This window comes from Vibrio sp. D404a, from assembly GCF_030248535.1.
GTDB lineage: Bacteria > Pseudomonadota > Gammaproteobacteria > Enterobacterales > Vibrionaceae > Vibrio.
Genome location: NZ_JAHGAJ010000005.1, coordinates 88077 through 109653 on the forward strand (window position 1 = coordinate 88077; position 21577 = coordinate 109653).

Sequence of the window (21577 nt, forward strand, 5' to 3'; positions counted from 1 at the left end):
TATAAGCCATTTAATTAGAGGCAAATTTCGCAGAGTAACGATTAAGCGTTTAGCTCGTGCTTAATCACGTACTCTAGACCACCCACGATAGCGGCCACTTGAGCGTCGTTACACTCTTCATCAGTCACTTTTTCGCTATCAGGGTAAACTTCCGTCGTTGTGCCGTACTTACAGTTAGTCACGCCACCACAAAGACCAAGTTTCTTCATCGGGTAGTTGATGACACCGTGTTGAGTCACTTCTGAGCCGATGATCTTGCCGTCGGCATCAGCAGGTGCAATGTGCGTCACCTTCTCTACAGAAGCGATAACAGCCGCTTGGAATTCAGGTTGTGGGTTTTCTGTATCACCCACCGTGTAGAAGCCATCAGGGATCATACCTTCGATGTATTCAATGCCATCACGCGCAGCGAGAGCTGGGCGGAATTCAGTTTCATCAGAATCGGTTGTTTCATGAAGATCGATATGCATAAGAGCTTCTTGAGGAAGTGAAGCAACTAACGCACGCAAGTTAGCAGACTCTTCAGCAGGAGTATCTTCATAGAAAGATCGGTTTGGATCGACAGCGTTAGGGTTCCAACGGTTGATTACCTCGTAACCCCAAGGGCTCACGCAAGGTGCGATCACGATGTTGAAGTACTGGCTATAATGCTCTGCTTGTGTGTCGGCAAACTTGAGTGCGCCATGAACACCACTGGTTTCGTAACCATGTACACCACCAGTAACAAGTACCGTTGGCTTGTTCTCATCCCAAGCTTTGGTTTTGATTGAGAATAGAGGGAAACGTGCTTCGTCGTAGCTGAGGGCACCATATTGCTCAACGTCGAAACGTTCTGCCAGCGCTTTGATTTTTGGCACAACTTCTTGTTGGTATTCACGTTTGATTGTTTGGCTTTCACGCCATTGTAGACGTTCAGCTTCGCCCCATTTTTGTCCAGAAATACCGATTGGGTAAGTTGAAGAGGTTTGCATGTCCATGTCCTATTATTTGAACTAAGTAACAAGGGAGGATAAAGGGCAATAGACAGTAAAACAATCAATTAGAAGGATGTTGATGAACAATTGACACAAAAGACTTATTCTACGCACAGAAATTGGAATGGGAGAGAATCCCAAGGGAAATATCATGCTAATTCTTGTTCGTCTTTTAAAGCTTGCTGTGATTTGCGCTATCTTCTTTACGGCATTTGATTTGATTGAATATGGCCAAGTTGAATGGGTAGGTCGGTTGCTTAGTCGTATCTAGCGCCGTTTAACTAGCTTTAATAAAAATGCCGCTGATAAAAGTCAGCGGCATTTTTGATTTTTGGCTAGTCGCCCCTATGGAGCGGCATAGACGTCGAGGTGATTATTTCACTGTCCAAGCGATGGTCTCACCGCCACGGATTGGCACAACGATGTCTGAACCAAAAGGCATTGTCTCTGATACGTTCCACTCTTCTTTTGTAAGAGTCACAGTGTCAGTATTGCGTGGCATGCCGTAGAAGTCTGGGCCATTGTGGCTTGCGAAAGCTTCTAGGTTTTCAAGCTTACCTTCTTGGTCAAACACTTCTGCGTAAAGCTCGACTGCTGCGTGTGCTGTGTATGAACCTGCACAACCACATGCTGACTCTTTTGCGCCTTTCGCGTGAGGTGCTGAGTCTGTACCTAGGAAGAACTTCTTGCTACCACTTGTTGCAGCTTCAATTAGCGCTTGCTGGTGGGTGTTACGCTTAAGAATAGGTAGGCAGTAGAAGTGTGGCTTGATGCCGCCAACCAACATGTGGTTACGGTTGTACAGTAGGTGGTGCGCTGTGATGGTTGCTGCAACGTTCTCGTTAGCGTTCTTAACAAATGTTGCTGCATCAGCTGTTGTGATGTGCTCTAGAACAATCTTAAGGTTCGGGAAATCGTTAACGATAGGAGCCAGTACCGTCTCTAGGAACTCTTTCTCACGGTCAAAGATATCAACATCGTGTGTGGTTACTTCACCGTGTACCAGTAGCAACATGCCTACTTCTTGCATCGCTTCTAGTACGTGGTAAATGTTCTTTGCAGATGTCACACCTGAATCAGAGTTCGTCGTTGCGCCAGCTGGGTAAAGCTTTGCTGCTACCACTGCGCCAGACGCTTTCGCTTTGCGGATCTCGTCAGGAGTCGTGTTGTCTGTTAGGTAAAGTGCCATCAGTGGCTCGAACTGCTCACTTGGCTTTTCTGCCATGATACGTTCACGGTATGCGAGAGCCATTTCCGTATCAGTTACAGGTGGGACAGTGTTTGGCATGATTAACGCTCGACCATTGTAACGGCTGATATCGCGAACCGTATCTTTCAGTACATCGCCATCGCGAAGATGAACGTGCCAGTCGTCAGGACGAGTAATCGTAAGTTGTGTCATTGAAAGCTCCCACCAATTGAAATGTTATGTAGTTGGAGCCTAAACGAGGCGAAATCTGTGAAAGCAATCGCTTACGTTTAGGCGACAGGATGATAGTGGAAAAGCCGTTTTATTTCATCCTATTTTTACTACTTGATCGGTAGAAGCTTCGATCTGTACTCGTAAGAGTGTTGATTTGTATTAAATGTGCTCGATTATCGTGTCGCGACCCATAAGCCGTGAATCATTCCTGGGACCCAGAAGAAAATCGTAAGCACAATGTTGATTAGTAAGTCTTTACCAGCGCCGCGAGCAACGAACACGCCCAGTGGTGGTAGAAGAACACATAAAATGATGACGAGAAGTTTATTCATGATAATTCCTTTTTATTCAATGAAATTCCAAAAGCCGCATCTTACTTTTCGAGGTATTGCGTGAATCAGCAAGATGCTATCGATTTATAACATGAGTGATGGTTAAAATCGTATTTTGCTAACATCTCAATATAATAGCTTAGTATCAAGTGTTTATTGCGAGTGAGTTCCTAAAAGTAATCGCATTTGTTAGCATTGTTAAAAATCTAATAACACTGGAGTCGTTATGTCAAAGTCCTCGGAAGCGCAAAGTCCTTATCTCTCTCAAGTGAATGTCTACCCGGTTAAATCGGTTGGTGGTATCTCACTATCAAGTGCATGGGTCGAGAAACAAGGTCTGAGCTTTGACCGACGTTTTATGTTGGCACTGGCTGATGGGTCAATGGTAACGGCTCGCAAATACCCACAGATGGTTAAAGTATCCTCTAGTTTACAGCCGGATGGTCTGATTTTTACTTGCGAAGGTAAACCTGCGCTGCGCGTGAAGTACAGCGAGTTCAAGATGCAAGAGACACCAGCGACGGTGTGGAAAGACAGCTTCACGGCTTACACCACCAATGATGCCGCTGACGACTGGTTCAGTGATGTTCTTGGTCAACGTGTCGAGCTACTGTTTACTGGCGAGCAATCAAACCGTGTGCGTGAAAAGCTTGGTCACAACGTAAGCTTTGCCGATGGTTATCCAATGCTGATTATTAGTGAAGCATCACTAGCAGAGCTAAACCGTCGTAGCCCAGAGCTACACACCATGGATCAATTTCGTACCAACTTAGTTGTTTCTGATACCGAAGCTTTCGCCGAAGATGGTTGGAAGCGCATTCGAATTGGCGAAGTCGAGTTTGAAGCGGTGAAACCGTGTCAGCGCTGTATTCTAACAACAGTTGATGTAGATAAAGGTGAGTTCCGCCCTTCAAAAGAGCCACTGAATACCTTCTCTCAGTTCCGCGCTGATGAGACTGGCGGTGTTTTCTTTGGTCAGAACCTTGTAGCGAAAAACGAAGGTGTGATTAAGGAAGGCGATAAGATTGAAGTGCTAGAGACCAAACCTAAAGAGCAGTATGAAGATACGTGGGTTGAGTCGTTGCATCTTACATGTGTTGAGCGTGAAGAGATCGCGCGCGACTTTACAACGTTTTGGTTGGAGCCTGCCAAAGGTGACAACGTCCTACCTAGCTACCAGCCAGGTCAGCACCTACCGATTGAGATGACCATCGATGGCGAAAAGATTTCTCGTCGTTATACACTGTCTTCAAGCCCATCACGCGCAGGTCGCCTTGCGATCTCGGTAAAGCGTGTCGATGATGGCCGAATCTCAAACTGGCTTAATGACCATTTCCAAGTGGGTGATACGTTAGTAGCGCAAAACCCAGACGGCGCTTTCTATCTGGAAGAGAATCCAAATCACCCGCTATTGCTGCTTTCTGCAGGCAGCGGTGTAACGCCAATGCTTTCTATGCTTCGTTACCTTGCCGATCACAACCAAGTAGAAGATGTGGTGTTCTATCATCAATGCAGCAGTGAACAGGATATCCCTTATCAAAAAGAGATCGAAGAGATCGCGCAGCAGCACTCCGGCCTGAAGGTGATCTACTCTTTGAGTCAACCCGCTAAAGATTGGCAAGGTCTATCTGGACGCTTGAGTGTGTCGCACATTGCAAAGATCGACGACCTACACCGTCGCCAAGCTTTTGTATGTGGCCCAGATGGCTTCATGGATAGCGCGAAGAAAATGCTGATTCAGATGGGGCTTAACCCACAGCATTATCATCAAGAAGCGTTTGGTGTGAACCAAGCAACGGAAGAAGCTGTTAAAACACTTCAATTGAGCGTGAATGGCTACCTATTTGAGGGCAATAACCAAGGTACTTTGCTTGACCAAGCGGAAGCGGCGGGTATCTCGATCGCATCAAGCTGCCGAGCAGGGTTCTGCGGTGCGTGTAAGGTGACACTGGAGTCAGGTCAAGTACATCAGCCTGACGTGCCTGCACTGCAAGAGCATGAGCGCAATATGGGGCAGGTGTTGGCTTGTTGCTGTGTGCCACAAACTGATATCGAAGTAGTCGACTAAAATGATCGCTCAGATGTAATTGGCGATAGAACTGAAAAGGCCGATGGTGAACTTCACCATCGGCCTTTTGCTTAGCTGTATCTCGAGCTCATAATTACGCAGTTTACCGCGTGAGAGGCTTGAGCTTAGTCGTAGATCGTTGGGATCGGCTGACGTTTGTGTTGAGTTGCTTTATAGATGCTGACTAGGCGATCAGAAACCTCTTGAGAGACAGGTTTACCCTCTAGGAAGTCATCGATCTGGTCGTAAGTTAGGTTCAGTGCATCTTCGTCTGCTTTTTGAGGATCTAGCTCTTCAAGGTCAGCCGTAGGTACCTTTTTCACTAGAAGCTCAGGTGCACCTAGTGTTGCTGCAAGTTCACGTACTTGACGTTTGCTTAGACCAAACAGTGGTGCAAGGTCACAAGCGCCATCACCGTGCTTAGTGTAGAAACCAGTGATGTTTTCTGCCGAGTGGTCAGTACCGATAACTAAGCCACCAACGTAACCTGCGATCTCGTATTGAGCGATCATGCGAGCACGAGCTTTTACGTTGCCTTTTACGAAGTCTATCTTAGCTGAGTCAGTAGGAAGTAGACCTGTACCCTCAAGTGCAACATGAGATGCGGCATGTAGACCATCAACGCCCGCTTTAATGTTTACTGACACTGATTGAGAAGGCTGGATGAAAGAGAGAGCAAGCTGTGCTTCGTCTTCGTCTTTTTGCTCGCCGTAAGGTAGGCGCACGGCAATAAACTGATAGTCGTTGCTGTTGCTTGATTCGTTAAGGCTGTCTACTGCTAGCTGAGCGAGTCGGCCACATGTTGTTGAGTCAACGCCACCGCTGATACCCAGTACAAGAGACTTACATCCTGATTGTTGTAATTTGGTTTTGATGAACTCTACACGACGATCCACTTCAAATTGAGCGTCAATTGATGGTAGAACGCGCATTTCATCACGAATTAACTGTTCCATTCGTATTCCTTTCCTGCAAGCAAATTGAAATCTAGTGTTATCATACCGAAATCAAGAGAGATAAAAACCTCTTTACACAGTGAGATAAAAGAAGGCAGCGACAAGCGATGGAAAAAATAGCGGTTTTTGGCAGTGCATTTAACCCACCAAGTTTAGGGCATAAAAGTGTCATTGAATCTTTGGTGCACTTCGACCGAATTTTACTTGTTCCGAGCATTGCTCACGCGTGGGGGAAAACCATGCTGGATTATGATATTCGATGCCAGCTTGTTGAGGCATTTATCAATGACTTGGCTATTGAGCAGGTTGAGCTATCTTTAGTAGAGCAAAGTTTGTACACCCCAGGTGAGAGCGTCACAACGTACGCGGTATTAAAAAAACTTCAAGAATCTCACCCGACCGCCGATATAACATTTGTAATCGGACCGGATAACTTCTTTAAGTTCTCCTCTTTTTATAAATCAGATGAGATTACTGAGCGTTGGTCTGTGATGGCTTGCCCAGAAAAAGTGAAGGTTCGTAGCACCGATATCCGCAATGCGATTATAAATGGTGACAATATTACAAACTTGAGCACAAAGTCAGTTACAAACATGTTGCAAGACGGCGGGCTGTATAAGACAATGTAGTCCTTATATTCTAGAGGTCAGAGCACTATGCTAAAAAGAGCACTTTTAACGACAAGCTTTGTCGTTACCTTCAGCCTGCATGCGCATGCTGATTGTGATCTATTCAGCTTAGACTCAATCATGTTTAACTCAGATGAGCAGACAGCGTGCCTCGATTTCTCTGACAGTCTCGAATCGTTCAGCCAACGTATGATGAGCTTGAGTGGCTTTGCGGATGAAACAGACGAATCCTCTAATGACTATTGGTCTGATTGGGTATTGAAAACCAAAGACTCTCCTCTATTTACTCAGAGCATAGAATCGAATTATGTCGGTCTAGGTATGTGGTTCCCTGAAGATCTTGAAGATCAGAAGTACGACATGAGCACCGAAGAGTGGATTCTTAATCACGGCCTTCAACTAAGCATCGGGTTTGGTGAGAAAATCGAAGGTGAACCTCGTATGCGATTTGATTATCGCTGGCATGATGCGCGAGAAGCCGACATGATGATGCAGATTGAATTTCCGTTCTAACAGAACTCATTTCAGGCAAAAGTAGGCTCTGGAAAAACACTCCGAATTAAAAAAGCCGCGACTCTCATAGAGTTCGCGGCTTTTCGTTGTTTCGGCAGACTATGCTTGGGCAGACTATTTCAGTTTATAGCGTGTCGCCAAATACCAGCATACACAGTTGTTCAAACTCTTCTGTTTGACCAGAGAACAGCTCTTCGATGACCTTCTCTTTTTTCTGGCCAGACTGCATGCGCTTTTTCGCTTCGCGCATCACCATCACTAGGGTTTGCTCTTGAGATAGCGGAGAGTCATCCACATTCCAACGATTGAATCGCTGCGACAGTTCACTTTCACATAGCAGAGGCTTGAAGGTGAGAACTTCTTGTTTGAGTACTGCGAGTAACTCTTTAAACGGCGTAGAGGCATTGTTCGTGTCTTTGTTCTTCACAGCCAAGGTTGCTAGCTTATCTAACAGGGCTTGAGATAGCGCCGTCTGGTTTACGTAGCCAGCCTGCTTAGGGAAAGCATCGGTTAGGCGTACGGAAAAGTCGATGCGAGCGATCTGAGTATTCGGGAAGTAGGTCAGTGAAGTCAGACAATCAAACGGGATCCACAAGCTTTGACCCGGTTCAATGACGTGTTCTTGCTTACCAATCTTAATCAAAACTAATCCGCTCTCAACGGATACAAGGCTATGTTTTACCACTTTTTTTCTAGGAGTGATCTCTAGGTGAGAGTAGTAAGCCGATGTGTATTCGATAGCGAAGTTCATAGAAGGTCCTTAGTTTTGCGGCCGCTAAGATTACCGTTAATTTTAACGTATGCCAACAATAATGCAGGTAAATTCCCTGTTTCTGGTCTGACCTTGTCAAAAGTATGGGCTCTGTAGCTGCGAGAAAGCAAAACAATGCGTAGAATGAGCCAGCTTTTTATTAGATGTAGTGAAAAATGACCTCTCAGACTGATCCATATATTGATATTCGTCCTTATAACGACGACGAAATTCCTGCGGCACTTGATCGCCTCATCAATGATGAAGAATTCATCAGCGCGATCCTAAACTATCGTTTCTCAAACCATGCCGCTTGGTTCCAAGCGATCATGAGCCCAATTCTGCGCGTTTACCTAAAAATGAAATGGAGTAAGTTGCAGAGTGTTGAAGCGATTCAGATCGAAGTGAAAAAGTACCTTCGTGATACGTTAGCCAACACCACTAAAGGTGTCACTTACACAGGGCTTGAGTCGTTAGATCAAAACCAGTCATACCTGTTTGTCTCTAACCACCGCGATATCGCTATGGATCCCGCTCTGGTTAACTACGCACTGCATCAACAGAATCACAATACCTGCCGTATTGCGATTGGCGATAACTTGCTAAAGAAACCTTGTGCGACTGAGCTGATGCGCTTGAATAAGAGCTTTATTGTTAAGCGCTCTCTAAAAGGTCCGCGTGAGATGATGAAAGCGCTAGGGCAGCTTTCTTCTTACATCAAGCATTCTCTAGATACGGGCAACTCAATCTGGATCGCTCAAAAAGAGGGTCGTGCTAAAGACGGCAATGACTTTACTGATCCAGCGATTCTTAAGATGTTCCATGTTGAGGGTCGTAAGCAGAAGGTTGCGTTTGCAGAGTACGTGAAGTCTCTGAAGATCGTACCAGTAGCGATCTCGTATGAAAATGACCCTTGTGATACGGCAAAAGCACTGGAGCTGTTTGAAAAAGACGTTCATGGCTCATACGAAAAAGGTGAGTTTGAAGATATCGAAAGCATCATTCAGGGTATCGTCGGTAATAAAGGTCACGTCCACGTAGGGTTTGGCTCGGTAATCAACCAAGATTTCGAAACGCCAGAAGCGTTAGCGGAAGAGATTGACCGTCAGATTCACGAGAACTACAAACTGTTCCCAGTGAACCTGCTTGCAGCTGAAAAAGAAGACGACAGCATCACAGATACAGTGAAGCGTGAGTTTGAGGAGAAACTGGCGAGCATTCCTCATGGTGCGCACCAGTACCTGATCGACAGCTATGCGAACCCAGTGAAAAATATCGGCTAACCCAGTTAAGTGGTATCGATAAGTTAACGGCTTGAACGACAAGCTTTTAAGCAATAAAAAGGAGCGTCATGCTCCTTTTTTGATCGCTGTACATTTCAATTACTCTTGGTAATCAGCGAGCGACTGCACCGCCAAGGTTCAAAGTTGTCGGCCATTTGCTAATCACATTCCCACCAAGGAAGATGTTGCCGTTCACTGTCATCACGTCGGGAAACTCGGTAATGCTCGACCCACCGATATAAAGGTTACCTTCAACAATGAGACCATTCGGAAGCGCTGTTAACGGTGTCCGAATCAGGCTTAGGTCACCTTTGACGCGAAATCCATTTGGCAGCTTCTGCAAAGGCGTATCGGTAAAGTTGATAAAACCGCCCACCTTGACGCCTTTTGGCCAGCTCTGAATCTGACTGCCGAGTAAATTGGCGTAACCTTTGATTGAGGTTCCTGCTGGGACACGCGACAGTAAACTGTTGGCAGCCTGCAAACTTCCTCCAATTTCTAGGTCTTTAGGGAGTCGTTTGATCGAAGTTTTCTCTATATTTAGATTGCCTTTAACAACTAGGCCAGAGGGAAGTTCTGTGTAGGGCTTATTACGCAGATACAGGTTTCCGTAGTTGTCGAGATGATTCAATATTTGATAGTGATCGAGGGGCAGCGAGTAACTATTTGATATGGTGAGTAGACACGTGAGTAATGTGACGATTCTGAGCATAATGAACATCTTCCAACAGAGTAGCGACTACTATAGCGAAAATTGAATACGAGCCCAGAAATATCGCCGATAATTGTTAAATATAGCCAATATAAAAGCGAGCGAAATATAAGTGAAAAGATTAAATGCAATTAAAGTCATATCTTTGACAGTGATTTTCGGTCTATTTGGAAATAACGCAAACGTTTATGCCAACAATATTATTTCGGTTCCGGCAAAAAAAGCGGTCGTTGTTTCACAAAAGAATACGCACCCAAGAGTTTGTTATTATGACGACAAGGCCTACAGCCTAGGCGCTGTACTCGAAATATCGGGTGTTGTGATTCAATGTGCGGAGCTGAATGATTTTGAGACAAACGGTGCGTTGTCGTGGAAAACGCTCGAAAAAAAAGACGAGTAATAGACTCGTCTTAATCAAATAGTGTGGCGCGTGTTATCGTGCGATTGAGCGAGTCTTCAGCTCAAAGATGATTTTCTCTGCGCTAACTTCGAACTTGAAGCGTGTGCGAAGTTCGTTGCTCTCTCCAGTAAGCTCTGTTGATTCAAACTCAACATTGCTAGAAACTTGCTTAGCTAAATCAATGTACTTAGCAAGCTCTGCTTCCATGGTCTCTTTTGAGTTACCGTAGATTACAACTTCTGCTACATCGTCGCCTTCTTTAATGATGAAGCCCATTTCACCTGCGCAGCCGCAAGCTTCACATACATCATTATTTCCAACTTCTTGGTTCATAAATAATCCTCTTACAAAATCTGAGGTTATTTTAGCGAGCAATTTGATCTGTATCTACAAAAATTAAATCCTTTGGCCTATCTTGTACTGGTATGCTATGTTGTTTGTTAAGGAAAACAATGAGCATGGCGTTTTATAAATGTGAATGTGGGTGTGATCAATCTCATATTTTTCTGAAAATTAGTGTCATTATTTTGTCAGAACATCATTCAGTTAGTTGCACCACGAATGATTTTATAAGAGTATCTATCGCTTGATAGGTATTTATATAATGAATTTATCGTTTCGTATTTCATATTCTATGCGGTTATTTTAAAACGCTGCTTTAGAAGTGTATGGTATTTTTTGAAGATTAATTATACGAAGTGCGCAAAGACGCAACACTGTAAAATTGGTCGTACAGAGTATTTCCGTGATTTTGGGCGTAAATACTTGCGAAAAATTGCCTTACTCACATAATGCTGATAACGATTTTCATTCTGACTTCATTTGATGAGTTAGATGGATTTACAAAAAGAAGAGCCTGAATATGCCAAAGCGTAGTAAAGAAGATACAGAAATCACTATCCAGAAAATCATGGATGCCGTAGTTGACCAGCTACTAAGACTGGGTTACGACAAGATGTCATACACGACGTTAAGTCAACAAACGGGTGTTTCTCGTACTGGTATTAGTCACCACTTTCCAAAGAAGACAGATTTTACGGCAGCGCTTGATGGTCGTATCTTCAAAATGTTCATGGAACACATTGATTTTGAAAATGGGTTGGACGCATTTTCTAATAGCTGGATTAAAGCCCTGGAAGATGCTGAGTTCCTAGCAATCTTACGCCTGCTATTCCACCATATCGTTACTTCAGAGAGCGCACACGAGTTCGCTGCTAACGGTATTGACCGCCTATACAAACTGACAGAAACTCAGTTTGGTGATACAAGCGGTAAAGAACTTGAGTGGTTGATTGGTAAGTCTCTAATTCAAATGAGCAAATAAACCATTTGTAGAAAAAGCTCCTTATTAGGAGCTTTTTTTGTGCTTGCTGTTTTTCTGGCTCTTGTAGCTCTTGTTGTTTCTATAGCTAATTATTCTTGGCTCTCATGATGGCTTTAAAAACAACGAAGCATCGGACATTTGGAAAGTCTTTTATCTAGTGAGAAGTGTCTGATTTAGAGCATCCAATCGTTCGAACTTTTATGAATCTCTAGTAAGAATACCTATTGTCAATCTGAACAATAGCTTAAATGGCTGTGAGTGGCGTTTTAAGCCTTTAGAAACTAAAAAGAGCACCGTTAGGTGCTCTTTTTGTATTTAGGCTGCAGGATGGACTTGAGGGAAGTTCATTGTTGGGTGTTTTTCAACAATACTTCGATAGCCGTAAACGTCCTCGATCATCTCGGGCTTGAGCGCTTGCCATGGTGTGCCATCACACACTAAATGACCGCCTTTTAACACCACTAAACGATCCGAATACTGGGCTGCAAGATTCAAGTCATGCAGTACCACAATCACAGCCGCGCCTTGCTCGTCCGCCATCTTACGCGCGATCTTGAGCGTATTGTGCTGATGAGCCAAATCGAGTGCAGAGGTTGGTTCATCAAGCATCAACACACATTGGTCGCCAGAGTGATGAAGTTGAGTCAACACGCGCGCCAAATGTACACGCTGTTTTTCACCACCTGACAATGATGGGTAAAGACGATTGGCAAGATGAGAGACATCCGCGGTATCCATCTTCTCTTGTGCGATCTTGGTCAGAGCTTTATTTGACTCTTGCAGTGGTATGCCACCTAGTTCAACCACTTCATTGGCAAGAAACGGAAACGTAAGAGTGCTGTGCTGTGGCAGCATCGCCAAGTGTTTCGCCAACTGGCTCTGTGACCACTGTTTTCTGCTTTGGCCAAAATAATCGATGTCACCTTGGCTTTCGATCTCTTGGCATAACGCTTTGAGCAGAGTACTTTTTCCGGCACCGTTAGGACCAAGAAGCGTGGTGACTTTGCCCGCTTCAATCTCAATAGAGACGTTATTCAATATAACTTTGTTGCCAAACTTTACGTGAATATCGCTGGCTTTTAGGGCTGGGGAGCGCATTACAGGATTCTCCCTTTTTGTTGAAACAGTAGGTATAAGAAGAACGGTGCGCCGATGATCGCTGTTACGATACCCACTGGCAATTCAGCAGGTGCCAGAGCGATACGTGAGAACATATCCGCTGCCGTCAACAGTAGAGCGCCCAATACCGCTGATAGGGGCAGGAGAACGCGGTGATCTGGCCCGGCTAGCATGCGACCTAGGTGAGGAATCACTAGACCGATAAATCCAATCATACCTGACAGGCTGACCGTGATGCCCACACCTGCCGCCGTCAGCAAAATCAGCTGTCGTTTAAGTTTCTGAACTGGAATACCTAAATGCTGCGCTTCTGATTCACCGAGGAGTAAAGCGTTGAGTGACATTGCTTGGCGATAAAACAGTGCAAACAGAACAATAAGCGTAACGCTAGCAAGAACAATTCCTGACCATTTTGCGCCTGCAAGCGAACCCATTGACCATAGTGACAGGTCTCTAAGCATTTGGTCGTCAGCGATAAAGTTCAAAAAGCCAATACCAGCACCAGAGAGAGCACTAATAGCCACACCCGCTAGCAGCATGATGGTGACAGAAGTACCGAACTTGCCTGTACCCAGCTTGTAAACCAAGAGTGTGGTTAGCGCGCCACCAAGGAAAGCAAACACAGGAACCGCTGCAAAGTTCATGAAGCCTGGGTAGCTAAGGCTCAACTCTGAAAAAAGAACGATCGCTAAGGCTGCCCCCAAGGCTGCACCGGCAGAGACACCAATGATGCCTGGTTCGGCCAGTGGGTTTCTGAATAGACCCTGCATGACTGCGCCACACAGCGCAAGGATCGCTCCTACAACCATACAAAGAATGGTTCGTGGTAGGCGAATCTCTTGGATGACAAGATTAATGTGAGGCGCTAAGTCATTGTTAGGATTGAACAAGCTCGCCGCGCTGTCGCTCAAGCTTATGTTCATTGGTCCAACAGTGATAGAGAATAGCGCAATGAAGACTAAGGCAATGCCAAAGCCTGTCATGGATGCTTTTAAAGGTACGGTTCTTAACAACATAATCAGAGCCTTAAACTGGACGCATTATCTGTGGACTATTTTGGGTAAATACGTGCGTTCAAGCGTTTTGCTTCTGCTAGGCTTGCAAGCCCCAAACCACCAACCAGCGCACTGCCCTTAACCGTGATGATCTGTTTGTTCATGCCCGCTGGTGTTGCTGCAAGCATAGGTAGTGATTTAAGGATGGCATCTGCGCCGCCCATTTTTTGGTAGCTACGGCCGCTCACAAGAATCACATCTGGTTGCATCTCTACCATAGATTCCATTGATAGTGGTTTGTAAGACGTCAGGCTGTCAGCGGCAGGGTTAACACCGCCAGCCAGTTCAATAATGGCATTCGGTGATGTTTCGCCACCGGCAACGTTTGCTGGACGACCTTCATGAAGAAGCAGGAATAGCACCTTTTTCGCTTCATTTTCTGGAACTTGGTTCGCTTCAAGCGCTGCAATTTTCTCATTCACACTCGCCTTTACAGCTTTTGAGTTCTCTTCGGTGTGAGTGATCTCTGCGATCTGGTCGATACGTTTTAGAAGACCATCAACGCTTGCGTCTGTGTTAACGATCTCAACATCAACGCCCGCAGATTTTAGCTGTGAAATCGCCGTGTCCGGACCCATTTCATCGGAACCAATGATGGTTGTAGGTTGCAGGGCAATAAGACCCTCTGCAGATAGGTTGCGGTGGTAGCCGATCTTAGGGAGATTTTCAGATTGAGGGAAGCGGCTAGTGACATCAATAGCAACCAATTGGTCTTCAGCACCAAGCGCTAATACAAGTTCCGTTACAGCGCTACCCGCACTGATGATGCGTTGTTCATGAGTACCTTCAGCTGCAGTCGCTGAGTGTGTTGCAAAAGATAAACCTAAAACCGCCGCGACAGAAAGTAAGCCTTTTTTCAGCGGTTGTTTAATGGAATCTTGATGATTGAGCTCTTTAAATATGTTCATAATTCTATTCTTATTGTTTGTTGTGATTGACCGTTTGTGTGGCCTCACGATTTGAAAGTGGTGTTTAAGGCGCTGCTAATCACAGCGCCCTTAAAAATTAATTACTCGCCTTCGGTGAGCAGCTGCGTTGCTGGGATACCATTGTCTTGAAGGAACGAGAGCAGCTTAACTAAGTTCTGCACATCGGCTGTTTTGTCGGCACCGATGATGATCGGTTTCTTGTTGTCGTCTGAGCCGACTTCTTCCAGTAGCGCGAGCTTAAAGTTCTCCCAGTCAATGTACTCTTTGCCATTGATTGCCCAATAAGGTTCGCGGTTCAGCAAGTTAACGCTGATAGAATCTTTATGTACCTCAGAGACGTTGCTACTGTCGTTACTTGGCAATTCAACATCCAAAGATTCCAGCTTTACTGAAGCGGTCAGCAGCAAGAACACCATCACGATAAAGATGATGTCGAGGAGTGGAGTCAGGTCTGGCGTTAAACTCGACGAATTGTAATTCTGAGAGACTTTAATCATGGTTAGTGTGTACCTTGAGCTGTTGAAGCTTGCTGCGAAGATTCCTCTTGATTGGTCGTTGGTTGCATTGACATGCCTTCAAGCCAAACATTTACGTAATTCAGTGTATGTTCCAACTGAGCCAAAACACGATCAGCCCACAGGCCAAGCAGTTGTGCACCTGAAATAGCTGGAAGGGCGATAATCAGGCCGGCTGCCGTTGTTCGCATCGCAAGACCAAGACCATCGGCTAGGTCGTTAGGTGTGATGCTGCCAGTTGTTGCGGCCACGCCTTTAAACATCTCAATCAGACCAAGAACCGTACCTAGAAGGCCGATCAATGGGCTAATCACACCAATTAAACCAAGCAGTCTTAAACCTGCGTGAAGCTGGTGGCGTTTCTCTTGAAGCCAGATACCCGCCGCATCTTCACGCAGACCCTTAGAAAAATAGTGGTGAGCAAGCAGCATAGAGACGCCCTTGTAAAGCAGTGGTCTCTTGTTGGATAGGTCAGCGGCTAAGCCTTCAATTTGGCGAGTGTCTGTTGGAGAGATTTGATGAAGCTCTTTACGAATAGCGCGGCGTCCAACACCGATACTTAACATCACTTGGAAAATTCGCTCAACGATGATCATTGCGGTAAGTGCTGAGCATATAAGCAGTGGCCACGTCATTAGGCCCAGCTGCTCTTGTAAATAACTGATTTGTTGCATTGATTAGTCCAACTTAAAACGAACAGGTACTTGTACACGGTGAGCGATCGCTCGACCATTTACGGTATGTGGTGAAAATTTCCATTTTTTGATTGCGTCGAGTGCCGCTTTGTCGAGAAGCAGTGCACCTGAAGAATTGACGAGCGCTTGCTTAACTTGTTTGCCGTCTTCATCAAGCCAGATCTCATAGGTCGCGACGCCTTCTACACCGCGTCTACGGGCTTGTCTTGGGTATTTAGGTGGAGTAGGGCGTGCACTAAAACTTGGTTTGGTCACGAGAACAGGCTCTGAGTTCGAAACGCCTTGATTAACCGCTGCTGGCTGCGCTTCTTGCTGCTCGCTACGTTCCACTTTTTTCTCGGCGATTTTTTTGTCAGGTTGTGGTTTAACCGGTTCAGGTTTCTTTTCCACGACTTTCTTTTCGATCGGTTTTTTCTCTACCGGTTTTTTCTGCACCTGTTTTTTCACCGGAGTTTTTTTAGGCTCAGGCTTTTTGACGATCTCTTTCTTAGGCTCTGGTTTCGGCTTGTTGGTGATCGCCTCTTTTTTCGGCTTCACCTTTTTTGGTTCTGTAACAGGCGGAGGTGTTACGGGCTCAACGGGCGCTTCTGTAATTTCAGGTTCTGGTGTTGGTTCAGGTTCGACAGGTTCAGTGACGGTTTCTTCACGTTGCGCCGATGGCAGGGTTTGCGGTGTAAAGTTGAGAGAGACAGTTTTAGATTCGGCACCAGCAGGCATAGCGAATACTTTTGATTCCTGAGCAACAAACAGCAATGCAGCATGAATCACCAAAGAGGCTCCACCCGCTATGACATACCTTGGAACGTTCACAATTAACCCTTCACCTAAACGAAAATCTGTCACGGATTATTGCTCAGAATCTAAATAAGATCAATTATCAATTGCATTATCATTTCAGGATATTTATGATTCTCTCAGTTTTTAGCGAATAGTCTTCCAAGCTTTGCTCGGTAAGCGTTTAGGTAAGTTATATGACTCTCGATATTTATAAATTTGACGAATCAATTTTGGGTGTTTCCACGCCTGATCCATTGCGCTTTGCGTTTGCCAAAAAGCACTCTGCTCACGCAGGAGGAAGTGCGACTCCGATAGCACAAGATAAGAAGTTGAATTTGTTCGATGATTTGATGCTAACTGAAGGCAAGAAGCAGGATAAACGATGCCTGTATATCCACATTCCTTTCTGTCGAGTTCGCTGTACTTTCTGCAACTTTTTCCAGAACGCAGCGAGCCGTAAACTCGTCGATGATTACTTTGAAGCTTTACTGTGCGAGCTGAAGCAAAAAGCAAAAACGCCTTGGGCACAGTCTGGTCTTTTCCACGCCGTATACATCGGTGGCGGCACTCCGACGGATTTATCGGCACTCCAAGTTGAGCTGCTTGGTAAAGCAATTCGCGAACACTTCCCTCTGGCGAATGATGTTGAGATGACCTTAGAAGGGCGCATTAATCGATTCAGTGATGAGATGTTTGATCGTGCCTTAGAGGGCGGATTCAACCGTTTCTCTTTTGGTATTCAGAGCTTTAATACCAAAGTGCGTCGCAGTGCTAAAAGACTCGATGACAGAGAGGTGGTTCTAGAAAGAATTAGCTCATTGAGCAAAACAGAGCAGGCCCCTATTGTTCTTGATTTGCTTTATGGGCTACCTCACCAAACCATGGACGTGTTTGAGCAAGATCTACAAGATTACATGTCAACGGGCGCTCACGGCATTGACCTTTACCAACTGATTGTTGGTGGTGATGCACCGATGCTTAATCTTGTTGATAAAGGGAAAATCCCGCCGCCAGCAACAACACCTGACAAAGCAAGCATGTACTTGGCGGGTGTAGAGTTTATGGAAAAACACAAGGTCAAAAAACTGAGTGTGAATCACTGGGCTCGCGATAACCGTGAACGCAGTATCTACAACAGCTTGGCAAAAACTTACGCTGAAGTGCTGCCTATTGGTTGTGGCGCCGGCGGTAACGTTGGTGGGCATGGCATCATGCAGCATCGAACACTTGAAACGTATATGGACTCGGTGAAACGTGGTGAGCTTCCAATCGCTATGATGACCAAGCAGAGTTCGCTTGAGCCAGTTTTCTCTTCACTAAAAGCGGGTTTTGATTCTGGAGTAGTACGTCGAAGCTTACTGCCTACCTTCATGGGACAAGACACGTTTGATTATTTAAAACCCCTATTTTCGCATTGGCAGAGTAATGGTCTGGTCGAATTGTCAGAAGACTACTTAACTCTTACTAATGCAGGCAGCTTTTGGGCTGTGACTTTAGCGCAAAGTGTCATTCAGATTTTGAATGCTGAGTACTTTGAAGCAAACCCACAAGCGAGGCCTTCGCGTCCCGCTCATCACCCTCATGCTGTAAAGAAACACGCATAATTAATAATGGAAATGGATTCAATGACAGATACAACTGTAGACATGATCGAAACACTAGAGCAGAGCGTAGCTCGTATTCTTGAAGAAGAGCCAAAGCTACTTCCTACAGCGATTGCTGAAAAGCTAAATGTAACAGAAGCTGAAGTTGTCGCTGCTTTCCCAGGCGAGATGTCTGTAATGTTAGACGGCGCACGTGCTCAAGAGATCTTGGAAGGTCTTGTTGGCTGGGGACCAGTGACAACCATCGTTCACTCTTTTGGTTCAATCTTTGAAGTAAAAGCGCCTTTCCCGAAAGGTAAAGTAGCGCGTGGTTACTACAACCTAATGGGCAAAGAGGGTGAGCTACACGGTCACCTAAAACTAGACAACGTTAAGCACGTTGCGTTGGTAAGCAAGCCATTCATGGGGCGTGAGAGCCACTACTTTGGTTTCTTCAGCGAAACGGGTGAAAACATCTTTAAGATTTACCTTGGCCGCGATGAAAAACGTGAACTGATTGCGGATCAAGTAGAACGTTTCAACGCATTGAAAGCTCAAGCATAAAGACTCAACTCAAATAGCTAAGCTTCAAGCGACAATTAGAAACACCGATTTCAAAACTCAAGCTTATAAGAGGCTTGGGAAAGAAAACAAACAGAGCGAATTAAGGGAAGAAGGCAAGCTCTTCCCTTAGTAAAAATATAATAATTCAGAGAAAGTATACAAAGGAATTACCATGGAACAGCAAGTAAAACAAGAACGTCTTCAAGGTCGTTTAGGTCCAGAAATCAAAGAGTTCCGCCAAGAACGCCGTACGCTGCAACTGGCTACTGTTGATGAAGAAGGCCGCCCAAACGTTAGCTACGCGCCGTTTGTTCAAAACCAAGAGGGCTATTTTGTTTTAATTTCTGATATTGCGCGTCACGCTCGTAACCTTAAGGCGAACCCGCAAGTTTCATTGATGATGATCGAAGACGAAGAGAGCTCAAAGCAGCTTTACGCACGCAAGCGTCTAACTTTTGATGCAACGGCATCAGTGGTAGAGCGTGAGAGCGAGCTTTGGACACAAGTTATTGCTCAAATGAAAGATCGTTTTGGTGAGATCATTGATGGTCTGAGCCAACTGCAAGACTTCTCACTATTCAACCTTAAAGCTGAAAACGGTCTATTCGTAAAAGGCTTTGGTCAGGCTTACCAAGTATCTGGTGATGATCTAGTGGACTTCGTTCACCTACAAGAAGGTCACAAAAAAGTATCTAACGAGTAATCTTACTTTTTTATCCGATGATTAAATGGCTCTCACCCTAGGTGGGAGCCATTTTTTATGCGTTCAGGATGACGTTTGTGTTTGCTTTTGCCAAAGTAATATCTAATAGTGTGCCCGAGCCACACATGAGGAGCGTTAAGTGAAACCAGTAAGCCGAGATTGGGATGAGTTCTGTTACCCATTTATTTATGAAGAGAGCCCAGCATGCGATTTTGAAATCCTGTCTGATGAGCTTTGCTGTCGAATAGGTTTGGTTCTTACGATGGAACTAGAGCCTCAAGTGCGTGACGTTTTGGCTCGTCTGCAACCCAATGTTTATCACCTAAATGGCTCGGTACGCGGTAAATTGGCGATCACAGAACAAGATTTAGATGAACTCAAGGCCGATTACCATGCAATCCGAGAGAGACTAGAGGGTGGGTTTTCTGGCTTTGTCTTACCGGGAGGCAGCCGTGTTGCCAGCGAGCTGCATTTAGCCCGCTGCCAAGCTAAAAAAGTCGTGAGAGCTTTAGTTGCGATTGAGCACAGTGGTAAGAAGTCACCCGCGGATATTCTGTTTAAATACGCCAACCTAGTCGCCAACACCCTATATGCTCTGGCTTCGTTAACCAATTTCATAGAGGGCGTGGAAGAGGTGGAGTTTGTTAGCAAAAGCTACCCAATGCCGAAGAAATAAGAAATAACGCAAGAAATAGAGCACCTTATAGCGGTGAGATATTACTCACCGTTAAATGGTTATTTTCTGCTTATTAGGTGCATTTTCAAGGCTTTTCGCACCTTTTAGCATCGCTTCTATCAGCTCACCGGCGTTAAATTTCTCTAACGCCTCATGAGCGCCAACCTGCTGTGCGCGGTCGACACAAATCTCGCTCGACAACGATGTATGCAAAATACAGTAAGCGTGACGAAGTGTGTCATCGTTCTGTACTTCAAATGCTAATTCATAGCCATCAAGCCCCGGCATCTCTATATCACTCACCAATAGATCTATGGCTTGTCCGCGTTGAGCCTGTTCGCGCATCAAGTTGAGTGCATCCATACCGTTGTTACAAATACTGTAAGGAATGTTGATGCTATCGAGTGCATCAGAGAGCTGTTTTCTTGCGATCAGGGAATCATCGACCAATAGAATGTTGAGGGCTTTAAGACGCTCACGCTCTATGTCGGTCAGCATAGGGATCTGCGCATTTTCATACTCTGGATAGATCTTTGATAACAGCAGTTCGACGTCAAGCATCTGTACGATGCGATCTTCAAAGCGAGTAATACCCGTTACGAAAACATTTTGTCCCACGCTAGCGGGTGGCGATTCAATGCTACGCCAATCACACTCGATGATCTTATCGATAGAGCGAACTAAGAAGGCGACTACGGTTCTCAAGCAATCTGTGACGATCAAAACACAGCTTTGGTACTCTTCTGGTGAGATAGGACGAAAGCCCACTGCAGCCGACATATCGATAACAGGAACGGTAAGGTCGCGAATAGTGACAGTGCCGATAACATGGTGATGAGAGTAGGGAAGCTGAGTCATTGGCTGAAAGGGAACGATCTCTCTCACTTTCAATGTGCCTATAGCAAAACTCTGAGTTAGAGATAGCTTAAACATGAGCATCCCCTGAGACTGGCTCGCCTTGCTGATCGTTTTCGCCATTGTTGTCTCCTGATTTCGTCACTGTTTTGTTATTTATAAAAATCAATGTAAAGGGAATTGGGCGGTGCGGCAAGGGACTGAATCAATTTTACCGTTCTTTTAGGCCATGCAGGGCTTAATGGAGTGAAGATTGCTCAGTCTTGAGTTAAAATCGGCGCATCGCAACACAATGAGAATGATCATGGCAAGAACCGCAGCAGCGCTTCACATCTTGGTGAAGCATAAAGAACAGGCAGAAGACATCATTAAGCAGCTGAAAAAAGGCGCTAAGTTTCAGACGCTCGCTAAGAAGTACTCAACCTGCCCATCAGGTAAAAAAGGCGGCGACTTAGGTGAGTTTAAAAAGGGCCAAATGGTGCCTCAGTTCGACAAAGTGTGCTTTACCGGAGAAACATTAGTGCCACACTTGGTGAAAACCAAATTCGGCTGGCACGTAGTGAAAGTGCTTTACCGCACCTAGCTGTAAGCATTCAATGGAATATAGAGGAGCGTAAATACGCTCCTTTTTTGCTACCTACGGCAGGTTTTATTGAGATATGGCGGAGCGCTTCATCCCAAATGTTGTGCGATATTCTAGGCTACGCCCTGTTTTATCCCCCTAAGCCCTTATTGGTTAGG

General features: G+C 45.3%; 25 protein-coding genes. 11 read left to right on the forward strand and 14 right to left on the reverse strand.

The genetic code is table 11. The features are described from left to right. Nucleotides 1-41: 41 nt before the first annotated feature. The 3 genes from KI655_RS03160 to KI655_RS03170 form a co-directional block, all read right to left on the reverse strand. Nucleotides 42-971 carry a M14 family metallocarboxypeptidase gene (locus KI655_RS03160; protein WP_285401654.1) on the reverse strand — a complete coding sequence of 310 codons (930 nt, stop codon included), beginning with the start codon at nucleotides 969-971 and terminating at the stop codon, nucleotides 42-44. 376 nt (nucleotides 972-1347) lie between these two features. Next, nucleotides 1348-2376, reverse strand: a complete 1029-nt coding sequence (gene pyrC, locus KI655_RS03165; protein ID WP_285401656.1) for a dihydroorotase — start codon at nucleotides 2374-2376, stop codon at nucleotides 1348-1350. Between the two features lie 194 nt (nucleotides 2377-2570). Next, nucleotides 2571-2729 carry a YqaE/Pmp3 family membrane protein gene (locus KI655_RS03170; RefSeq protein WP_032550463.1) on the reverse strand — a complete coding sequence of 53 codons (159 nt, stop codon included), beginning with the start codon at nucleotides 2727-2729 and terminating at the stop codon, nucleotides 2571-2573. Nucleotides 2730-2955: 226 nt separating this feature from the next. Here KI655_RS03170 and KI655_RS03175 point away from each other — a divergent pair, with 226 nt between their 5' ends. Then, nucleotides 2956-4797 (forward strand): hybrid-cluster NAD(P)-dependent oxidoreductase, encoded by a 1842-nt coding sequence (locus KI655_RS03175; RefSeq protein WP_285401658.1) that lies wholly within the window; start codon nucleotides 2956-2958, stop codon nucleotides 4795-4797. 125 nt (nucleotides 4798-4922) lie between these two features. On the opposite strand, the gene nadE is transcribed toward KI655_RS03175, so the two are convergent. Beyond that, nucleotides 4923-5753, reverse strand: coding sequence for an ammonia-dependent NAD(+) synthetase (gene nadE, locus KI655_RS03180; protein WP_285401660.1), 831 nt, complete (start codon nucleotides 5751-5753; stop codon nucleotides 4923-4925). 107 nt (nucleotides 5754-5860) lie between these two features. Between nadE and KI655_RS03185 the strand changes: the two genes are divergently transcribed. Both KI655_RS03185 and KI655_RS03190 read left to right on the forward strand, forming a co-directional pair. After that, nucleotides 5861-6382: a nicotinate-nicotinamide nucleotide adenylyltransferase gene (locus KI655_RS03185; protein WP_285401662.1), complete on the forward strand. Its 522-nt coding sequence runs from the start codon at nucleotides 5861-5863 to the stop codon at nucleotides 6380-6382. A gap of 27 nt (nucleotides 6383-6409) precedes the next feature. Further along, nucleotides 6410-6895: a hypothetical protein gene (locus KI655_RS03190; protein ID WP_285401664.1), complete on the forward strand. Its 486-nt coding sequence runs from the start codon at nucleotides 6410-6412 to the stop codon at nucleotides 6893-6895. 124 nt (nucleotides 6896-7019) lie between these two features. On the opposite strand, the gene KI655_RS03195 is transcribed toward KI655_RS03190, so the two are convergent. Further along, on the reverse strand, nucleotides 7020-7646 hold the full coding sequence (locus tag KI655_RS03195) for an AraC family transcriptional regulator (protein ID WP_285401666.1): 627 nt from the start codon (nucleotides 7644-7646) through the stop codon (nucleotides 7020-7022). A gap of 176 nt (nucleotides 7647-7822) precedes the next feature. Here KI655_RS03195 and KI655_RS03200 point away from each other — a divergent pair, with 176 nt between their 5' ends. Continuing rightward, the gene (locus tag KI655_RS03200) at nucleotides 7823-8929 is read left to right on the forward strand and encodes a 1-acyl-sn-glycerol-3-phosphate acyltransferase (protein WP_285401668.1); all 1107 of its coding nucleotides are present in this window, start codon (nucleotides 7823-7825) and stop codon (nucleotides 8927-8929) included. 112 nt (nucleotides 8930-9041) lie between these two features. Here KI655_RS03200 and KI655_RS03205 read toward each other — a convergent pair whose 3' ends face one another. Further along, nucleotides 9042-9641 (reverse strand): hypothetical protein, encoded by a 600-nt coding sequence (locus tag KI655_RS03205; RefSeq protein WP_285401670.1) that lies wholly within the window; start codon nucleotides 9639-9641, stop codon nucleotides 9042-9044. Between the two features lie 130 nt (nucleotides 9642-9771). Here KI655_RS03205 and KI655_RS03210 point away from each other — a divergent pair, with 130 nt between their 5' ends. Next, nucleotides 9772-10041, forward strand: coding sequence for a DUF1496 domain-containing protein (locus tag KI655_RS03210; RefSeq protein WP_285402001.1), 270 nt, complete (start codon nucleotides 9772-9774; stop codon nucleotides 10039-10041). Nucleotides 10042-10074: 33 nt separating this feature from the next. Here KI655_RS03210 and KI655_RS03215 read toward each other — a convergent pair whose 3' ends face one another. Continuing rightward, a complete protein-coding gene (locus KI655_RS03215) occupies nucleotides 10075-10374 on the reverse strand; it encodes a YfcZ/YiiS family protein (RefSeq protein ID WP_285401672.1) in 300 nt (99 codons plus the stop codon). Nucleotides 10375-10903: 529 nt separating this feature from the next. Between KI655_RS03215 and KI655_RS03220 the strand changes: the two genes are divergently transcribed. Then, nucleotides 10904-11365: a TetR/AcrR family transcriptional regulator gene (locus KI655_RS03220; protein ID WP_285401674.1), complete on the forward strand. Its 462-nt coding sequence runs from the start codon at nucleotides 10904-10906 to the stop codon at nucleotides 11363-11365. Nucleotides 11366-11680: 315 nt separating this feature from the next. On the opposite strand, the gene KI655_RS03225 is transcribed toward KI655_RS03220, so the two are convergent. From KI655_RS03225 to KI655_RS03250, 6 genes are all read right to left on the reverse strand, one after another. Beyond that, entirely contained in the window at nucleotides 11681-12463 is a 783-nt protein-coding gene (locus KI655_RS03225) for a heme ABC transporter ATP-binding protein (RefSeq protein ID WP_285401676.1), read from the reverse strand. Continuing rightward, on the reverse strand, nucleotides 12463-13500 hold the full coding sequence (locus KI655_RS03230) for an iron ABC transporter permease (RefSeq protein ID WP_285401679.1): 1038 nt from the start codon (nucleotides 13498-13500) through the stop codon (nucleotides 12463-12465). Before KI655_RS03230 ends, KI655_RS03225 begins: the two co-directional genes overlap by 1 nt. Before the next feature lie 35 nt (nucleotides 13501-13535). Next, the gene (locus KI655_RS03235; protein ID WP_285401681.1) at nucleotides 13536-14447 is read right to left on the reverse strand and encodes a hemin ABC transporter substrate-binding protein; all 912 of its coding nucleotides are present in this window, start codon (nucleotides 14445-14447) and stop codon (nucleotides 13536-13538) included. 101 nt (nucleotides 14448-14548) lie between these two features. Next, on the reverse strand, nucleotides 14549-14965 hold the full coding sequence (locus KI655_RS03240) for a biopolymer transporter ExbD (protein WP_285401683.1): 417 nt from the start codon (nucleotides 14963-14965) through the stop codon (nucleotides 14549-14551). Between the two features lie 2 nt (nucleotides 14966-14967). After that, entirely contained in the window at nucleotides 14968-15657 is a 690-nt protein-coding gene (locus KI655_RS03245; protein WP_285401686.1) for a MotA/TolQ/ExbB proton channel family protein, read from the reverse strand. A gap of 3 nt (nucleotides 15658-15660) precedes the next feature. Next, entirely contained in the window at nucleotides 15661-16488 is an 828-nt protein-coding gene (locus tag KI655_RS03250) for an energy transducer TonB (RefSeq protein ID WP_285402003.1), read from the reverse strand. A 161-nt stretch (nucleotides 16489-16649) separates the two neighbouring features. On the opposite strand from KI655_RS03250, the gene hutW reads away from it, so the two are divergent. The 4 genes from hutW (at nucleotide 16650) to KI655_RS03270 (ending at nucleotide 19981) form a co-directional block, all read left to right on the forward strand. Beyond that, nucleotides 16650-18059, forward strand: a complete 1410-nt coding sequence (gene hutW, locus KI655_RS03255; RefSeq protein ID WP_285401688.1) for a heme anaerobic degradation radical SAM methyltransferase ChuW/HutW — start codon at nucleotides 16650-16652, stop codon at nucleotides 18057-18059. Nucleotides 18060-18080: 21 nt separating this feature from the next. Next, nucleotides 18081-18602: a heme utilization cystosolic carrier protein HutX gene (hutX, locus tag KI655_RS03260; RefSeq protein ID WP_285401690.1), complete on the forward strand. Its 522-nt coding sequence runs from the start codon at nucleotides 18081-18083 to the stop codon at nucleotides 18600-18602. Nucleotides 18603-18774: 172 nt separating this feature from the next. Then, the gene (hutZ, locus tag KI655_RS03265) at nucleotides 18775-19305 is read left to right on the forward strand and encodes a heme utilization protein HutZ (protein ID WP_285401692.1); all 531 of its coding nucleotides are present in this window, start codon (nucleotides 18775-18777) and stop codon (nucleotides 19303-19305) included. Nucleotides 19306-19444: 139 nt separating this feature from the next. Next, nucleotides 19445-19981, forward strand: coding sequence for an ATP:cob(I)alamin adenosyltransferase (locus KI655_RS03270; RefSeq protein ID WP_285401694.1), 537 nt, complete (start codon nucleotides 19445-19447; stop codon nucleotides 19979-19981). 51 nt (nucleotides 19982-20032) lie between these two features. On the opposite strand, the gene KI655_RS03275 is transcribed toward KI655_RS03270, so the two are convergent. After that, the gene (locus KI655_RS03275) at nucleotides 20033-20959 is read right to left on the reverse strand and encodes a chemotaxis protein (RefSeq protein ID WP_285401696.1); all 927 of its coding nucleotides are present in this window, start codon (nucleotides 20957-20959) and stop codon (nucleotides 20033-20035) included. Nucleotides 20960-21140: 181 nt separating this feature from the next. Between KI655_RS03275 and ppiC the strand changes: the two genes are divergently transcribed. Beyond that, complete coding sequence (gene ppiC / locus KI655_RS03280) at nucleotides 21141-21419, forward strand: peptidylprolyl isomerase PpiC (RefSeq protein ID WP_032550441.1); 279 nt, start codon at nucleotides 21141-21143, stop codon at nucleotides 21417-21419. The last annotated feature ends 158 nt before the right edge of the window (nucleotides 21420-21577 follow it).

Excerpts from the sequence above, each read along its gene's own strand:
- KI655_RS03220 (WP_285401674.1), top strand. The coding sequence starts at position 10,904 with ATGCCAAAGCGTAGTAAAGAAGATACAGAAATCACTATCCAGAAAATC.
- KI655_RS03200 (WP_285401668.1), top strand. The coding sequence starts at position 7,823 with ATGACCTCTCAGACTGATCCATATATTGATATTCGTCCTTATAACGAC.
- KI655_RS03190 (WP_285401664.1), top strand. The coding sequence starts at position 6,410 with ATGCTAAAAAGAGCACTTTTAACGACAAGCTTTGTCGTTACCTTCAGC.
- nadE (WP_285401660.1), bottom strand. The coding sequence starts at position 5,753 with ATGGAACAGTTAATTCGTGATGAAATGCGCGTTCTACCATCAATTGAC.
- KI655_RS03185 (WP_285401662.1), top strand. The coding sequence starts at position 5,861 with ATGGAAAAAATAGCGGTTTTTGGCAGTGCATTTAACCCACCAAGTTTA.
- KI655_RS03205 (WP_285401670.1), bottom strand. The coding sequence starts at position 9,641 with ATGCTCAGAATCGTCACATTACTCACGTGTCTACTCACCATATCAAAT.
- KI655_RS03240 (WP_285401683.1), bottom strand. The coding sequence starts at position 14,965 with ATGATTAAAGTCTCTCAGAATTACAATTCGTCGAGTTTAACGCCAGAC.
- hutX (WP_285401690.1), top strand. The coding sequence starts at position 18,081 with ATGACAGATACAACTGTAGACATGATCGAAACACTAGAGCAGAGCGTA.
- pyrC (WP_285401656.1), bottom strand. The coding sequence starts at position 2,376 with ATGACACAACTTACGATTACTCGTCCTGACGACTGGCACGTTCATCTT.
- KI655_RS03195 (WP_285401666.1), bottom strand. The coding sequence starts at position 7,646 with ATGAACTTCGCTATCGAATACACATCGGCTTACTACTCTCACCTAGAG.
- KI655_RS03160 (WP_285401654.1), bottom strand. The coding sequence starts at position 971 with ATGCAAACCTCTTCAACTTACCCAATCGGTATTTCTGGACAAAAATGG.
- ppiC (WP_032550441.1), top strand. The coding sequence starts at position 21,141 with ATGGCAAGAACCGCAGCAGCGCTTCACATCTTGGTGAAGCATAAAGAA.
- KI655_RS03275 (WP_285401696.1), bottom strand. The coding sequence starts at position 20,959 with ATGGCGAAAACGATCAGCAAGGCGAGCCAGTCTCAGGGGATGCTCATG.
- KI655_RS03235 (WP_285401681.1), bottom strand. The coding sequence starts at position 14,447 with ATGAACATATTTAAAGAGCTCAATCATCAAGATTCCATTAAACAACCG.
- KI655_RS03230 (WP_285401679.1), bottom strand. The coding sequence starts at position 13,500 with ATGTTGTTAAGAACCGTACCTTTAAAAGCATCCATGACAGGCTTTGGC.
- KI655_RS03175 (WP_285401658.1), top strand. The coding sequence starts at position 2,956 with ATGTCAAAGTCCTCGGAAGCGCAAAGTCCTTATCTCTCTCAAGTGAAT.
- KI655_RS03245 (WP_285401686.1), bottom strand. The coding sequence starts at position 15,657 with ATGCAACAAATCAGTTATTTACAAGAGCAGCTGGGCCTAATGACGTGG.
- hutW (WP_285401688.1), top strand. The coding sequence starts at position 16,650 with ATGACTCTCGATATTTATAAATTTGACGAATCAATTTTGGGTGTTTCC.
- KI655_RS03225 (WP_285401676.1), bottom strand. The coding sequence starts at position 12,463 with ATGCGCTCCCCAGCCCTAAAAGCCAGCGATATTCACGTAAAGTTTGGC.
- hutZ (WP_285401692.1), top strand. The coding sequence starts at position 18,775 with ATGGAACAGCAAGTAAAACAAGAACGTCTTCAAGGTCGTTTAGGTCCA.
- KI655_RS03170 (WP_032550463.1), bottom strand. The coding sequence starts at position 2,729 with ATGAATAAACTTCTCGTCATCATTTTATGTGTTCTTCTACCACCACTG.
- KI655_RS03215 (WP_285401672.1), bottom strand. The coding sequence starts at position 10,374 with ATGAACCAAGAAGTTGGAAATAATGATGTATGTGAAGCTTGCGGCTGC.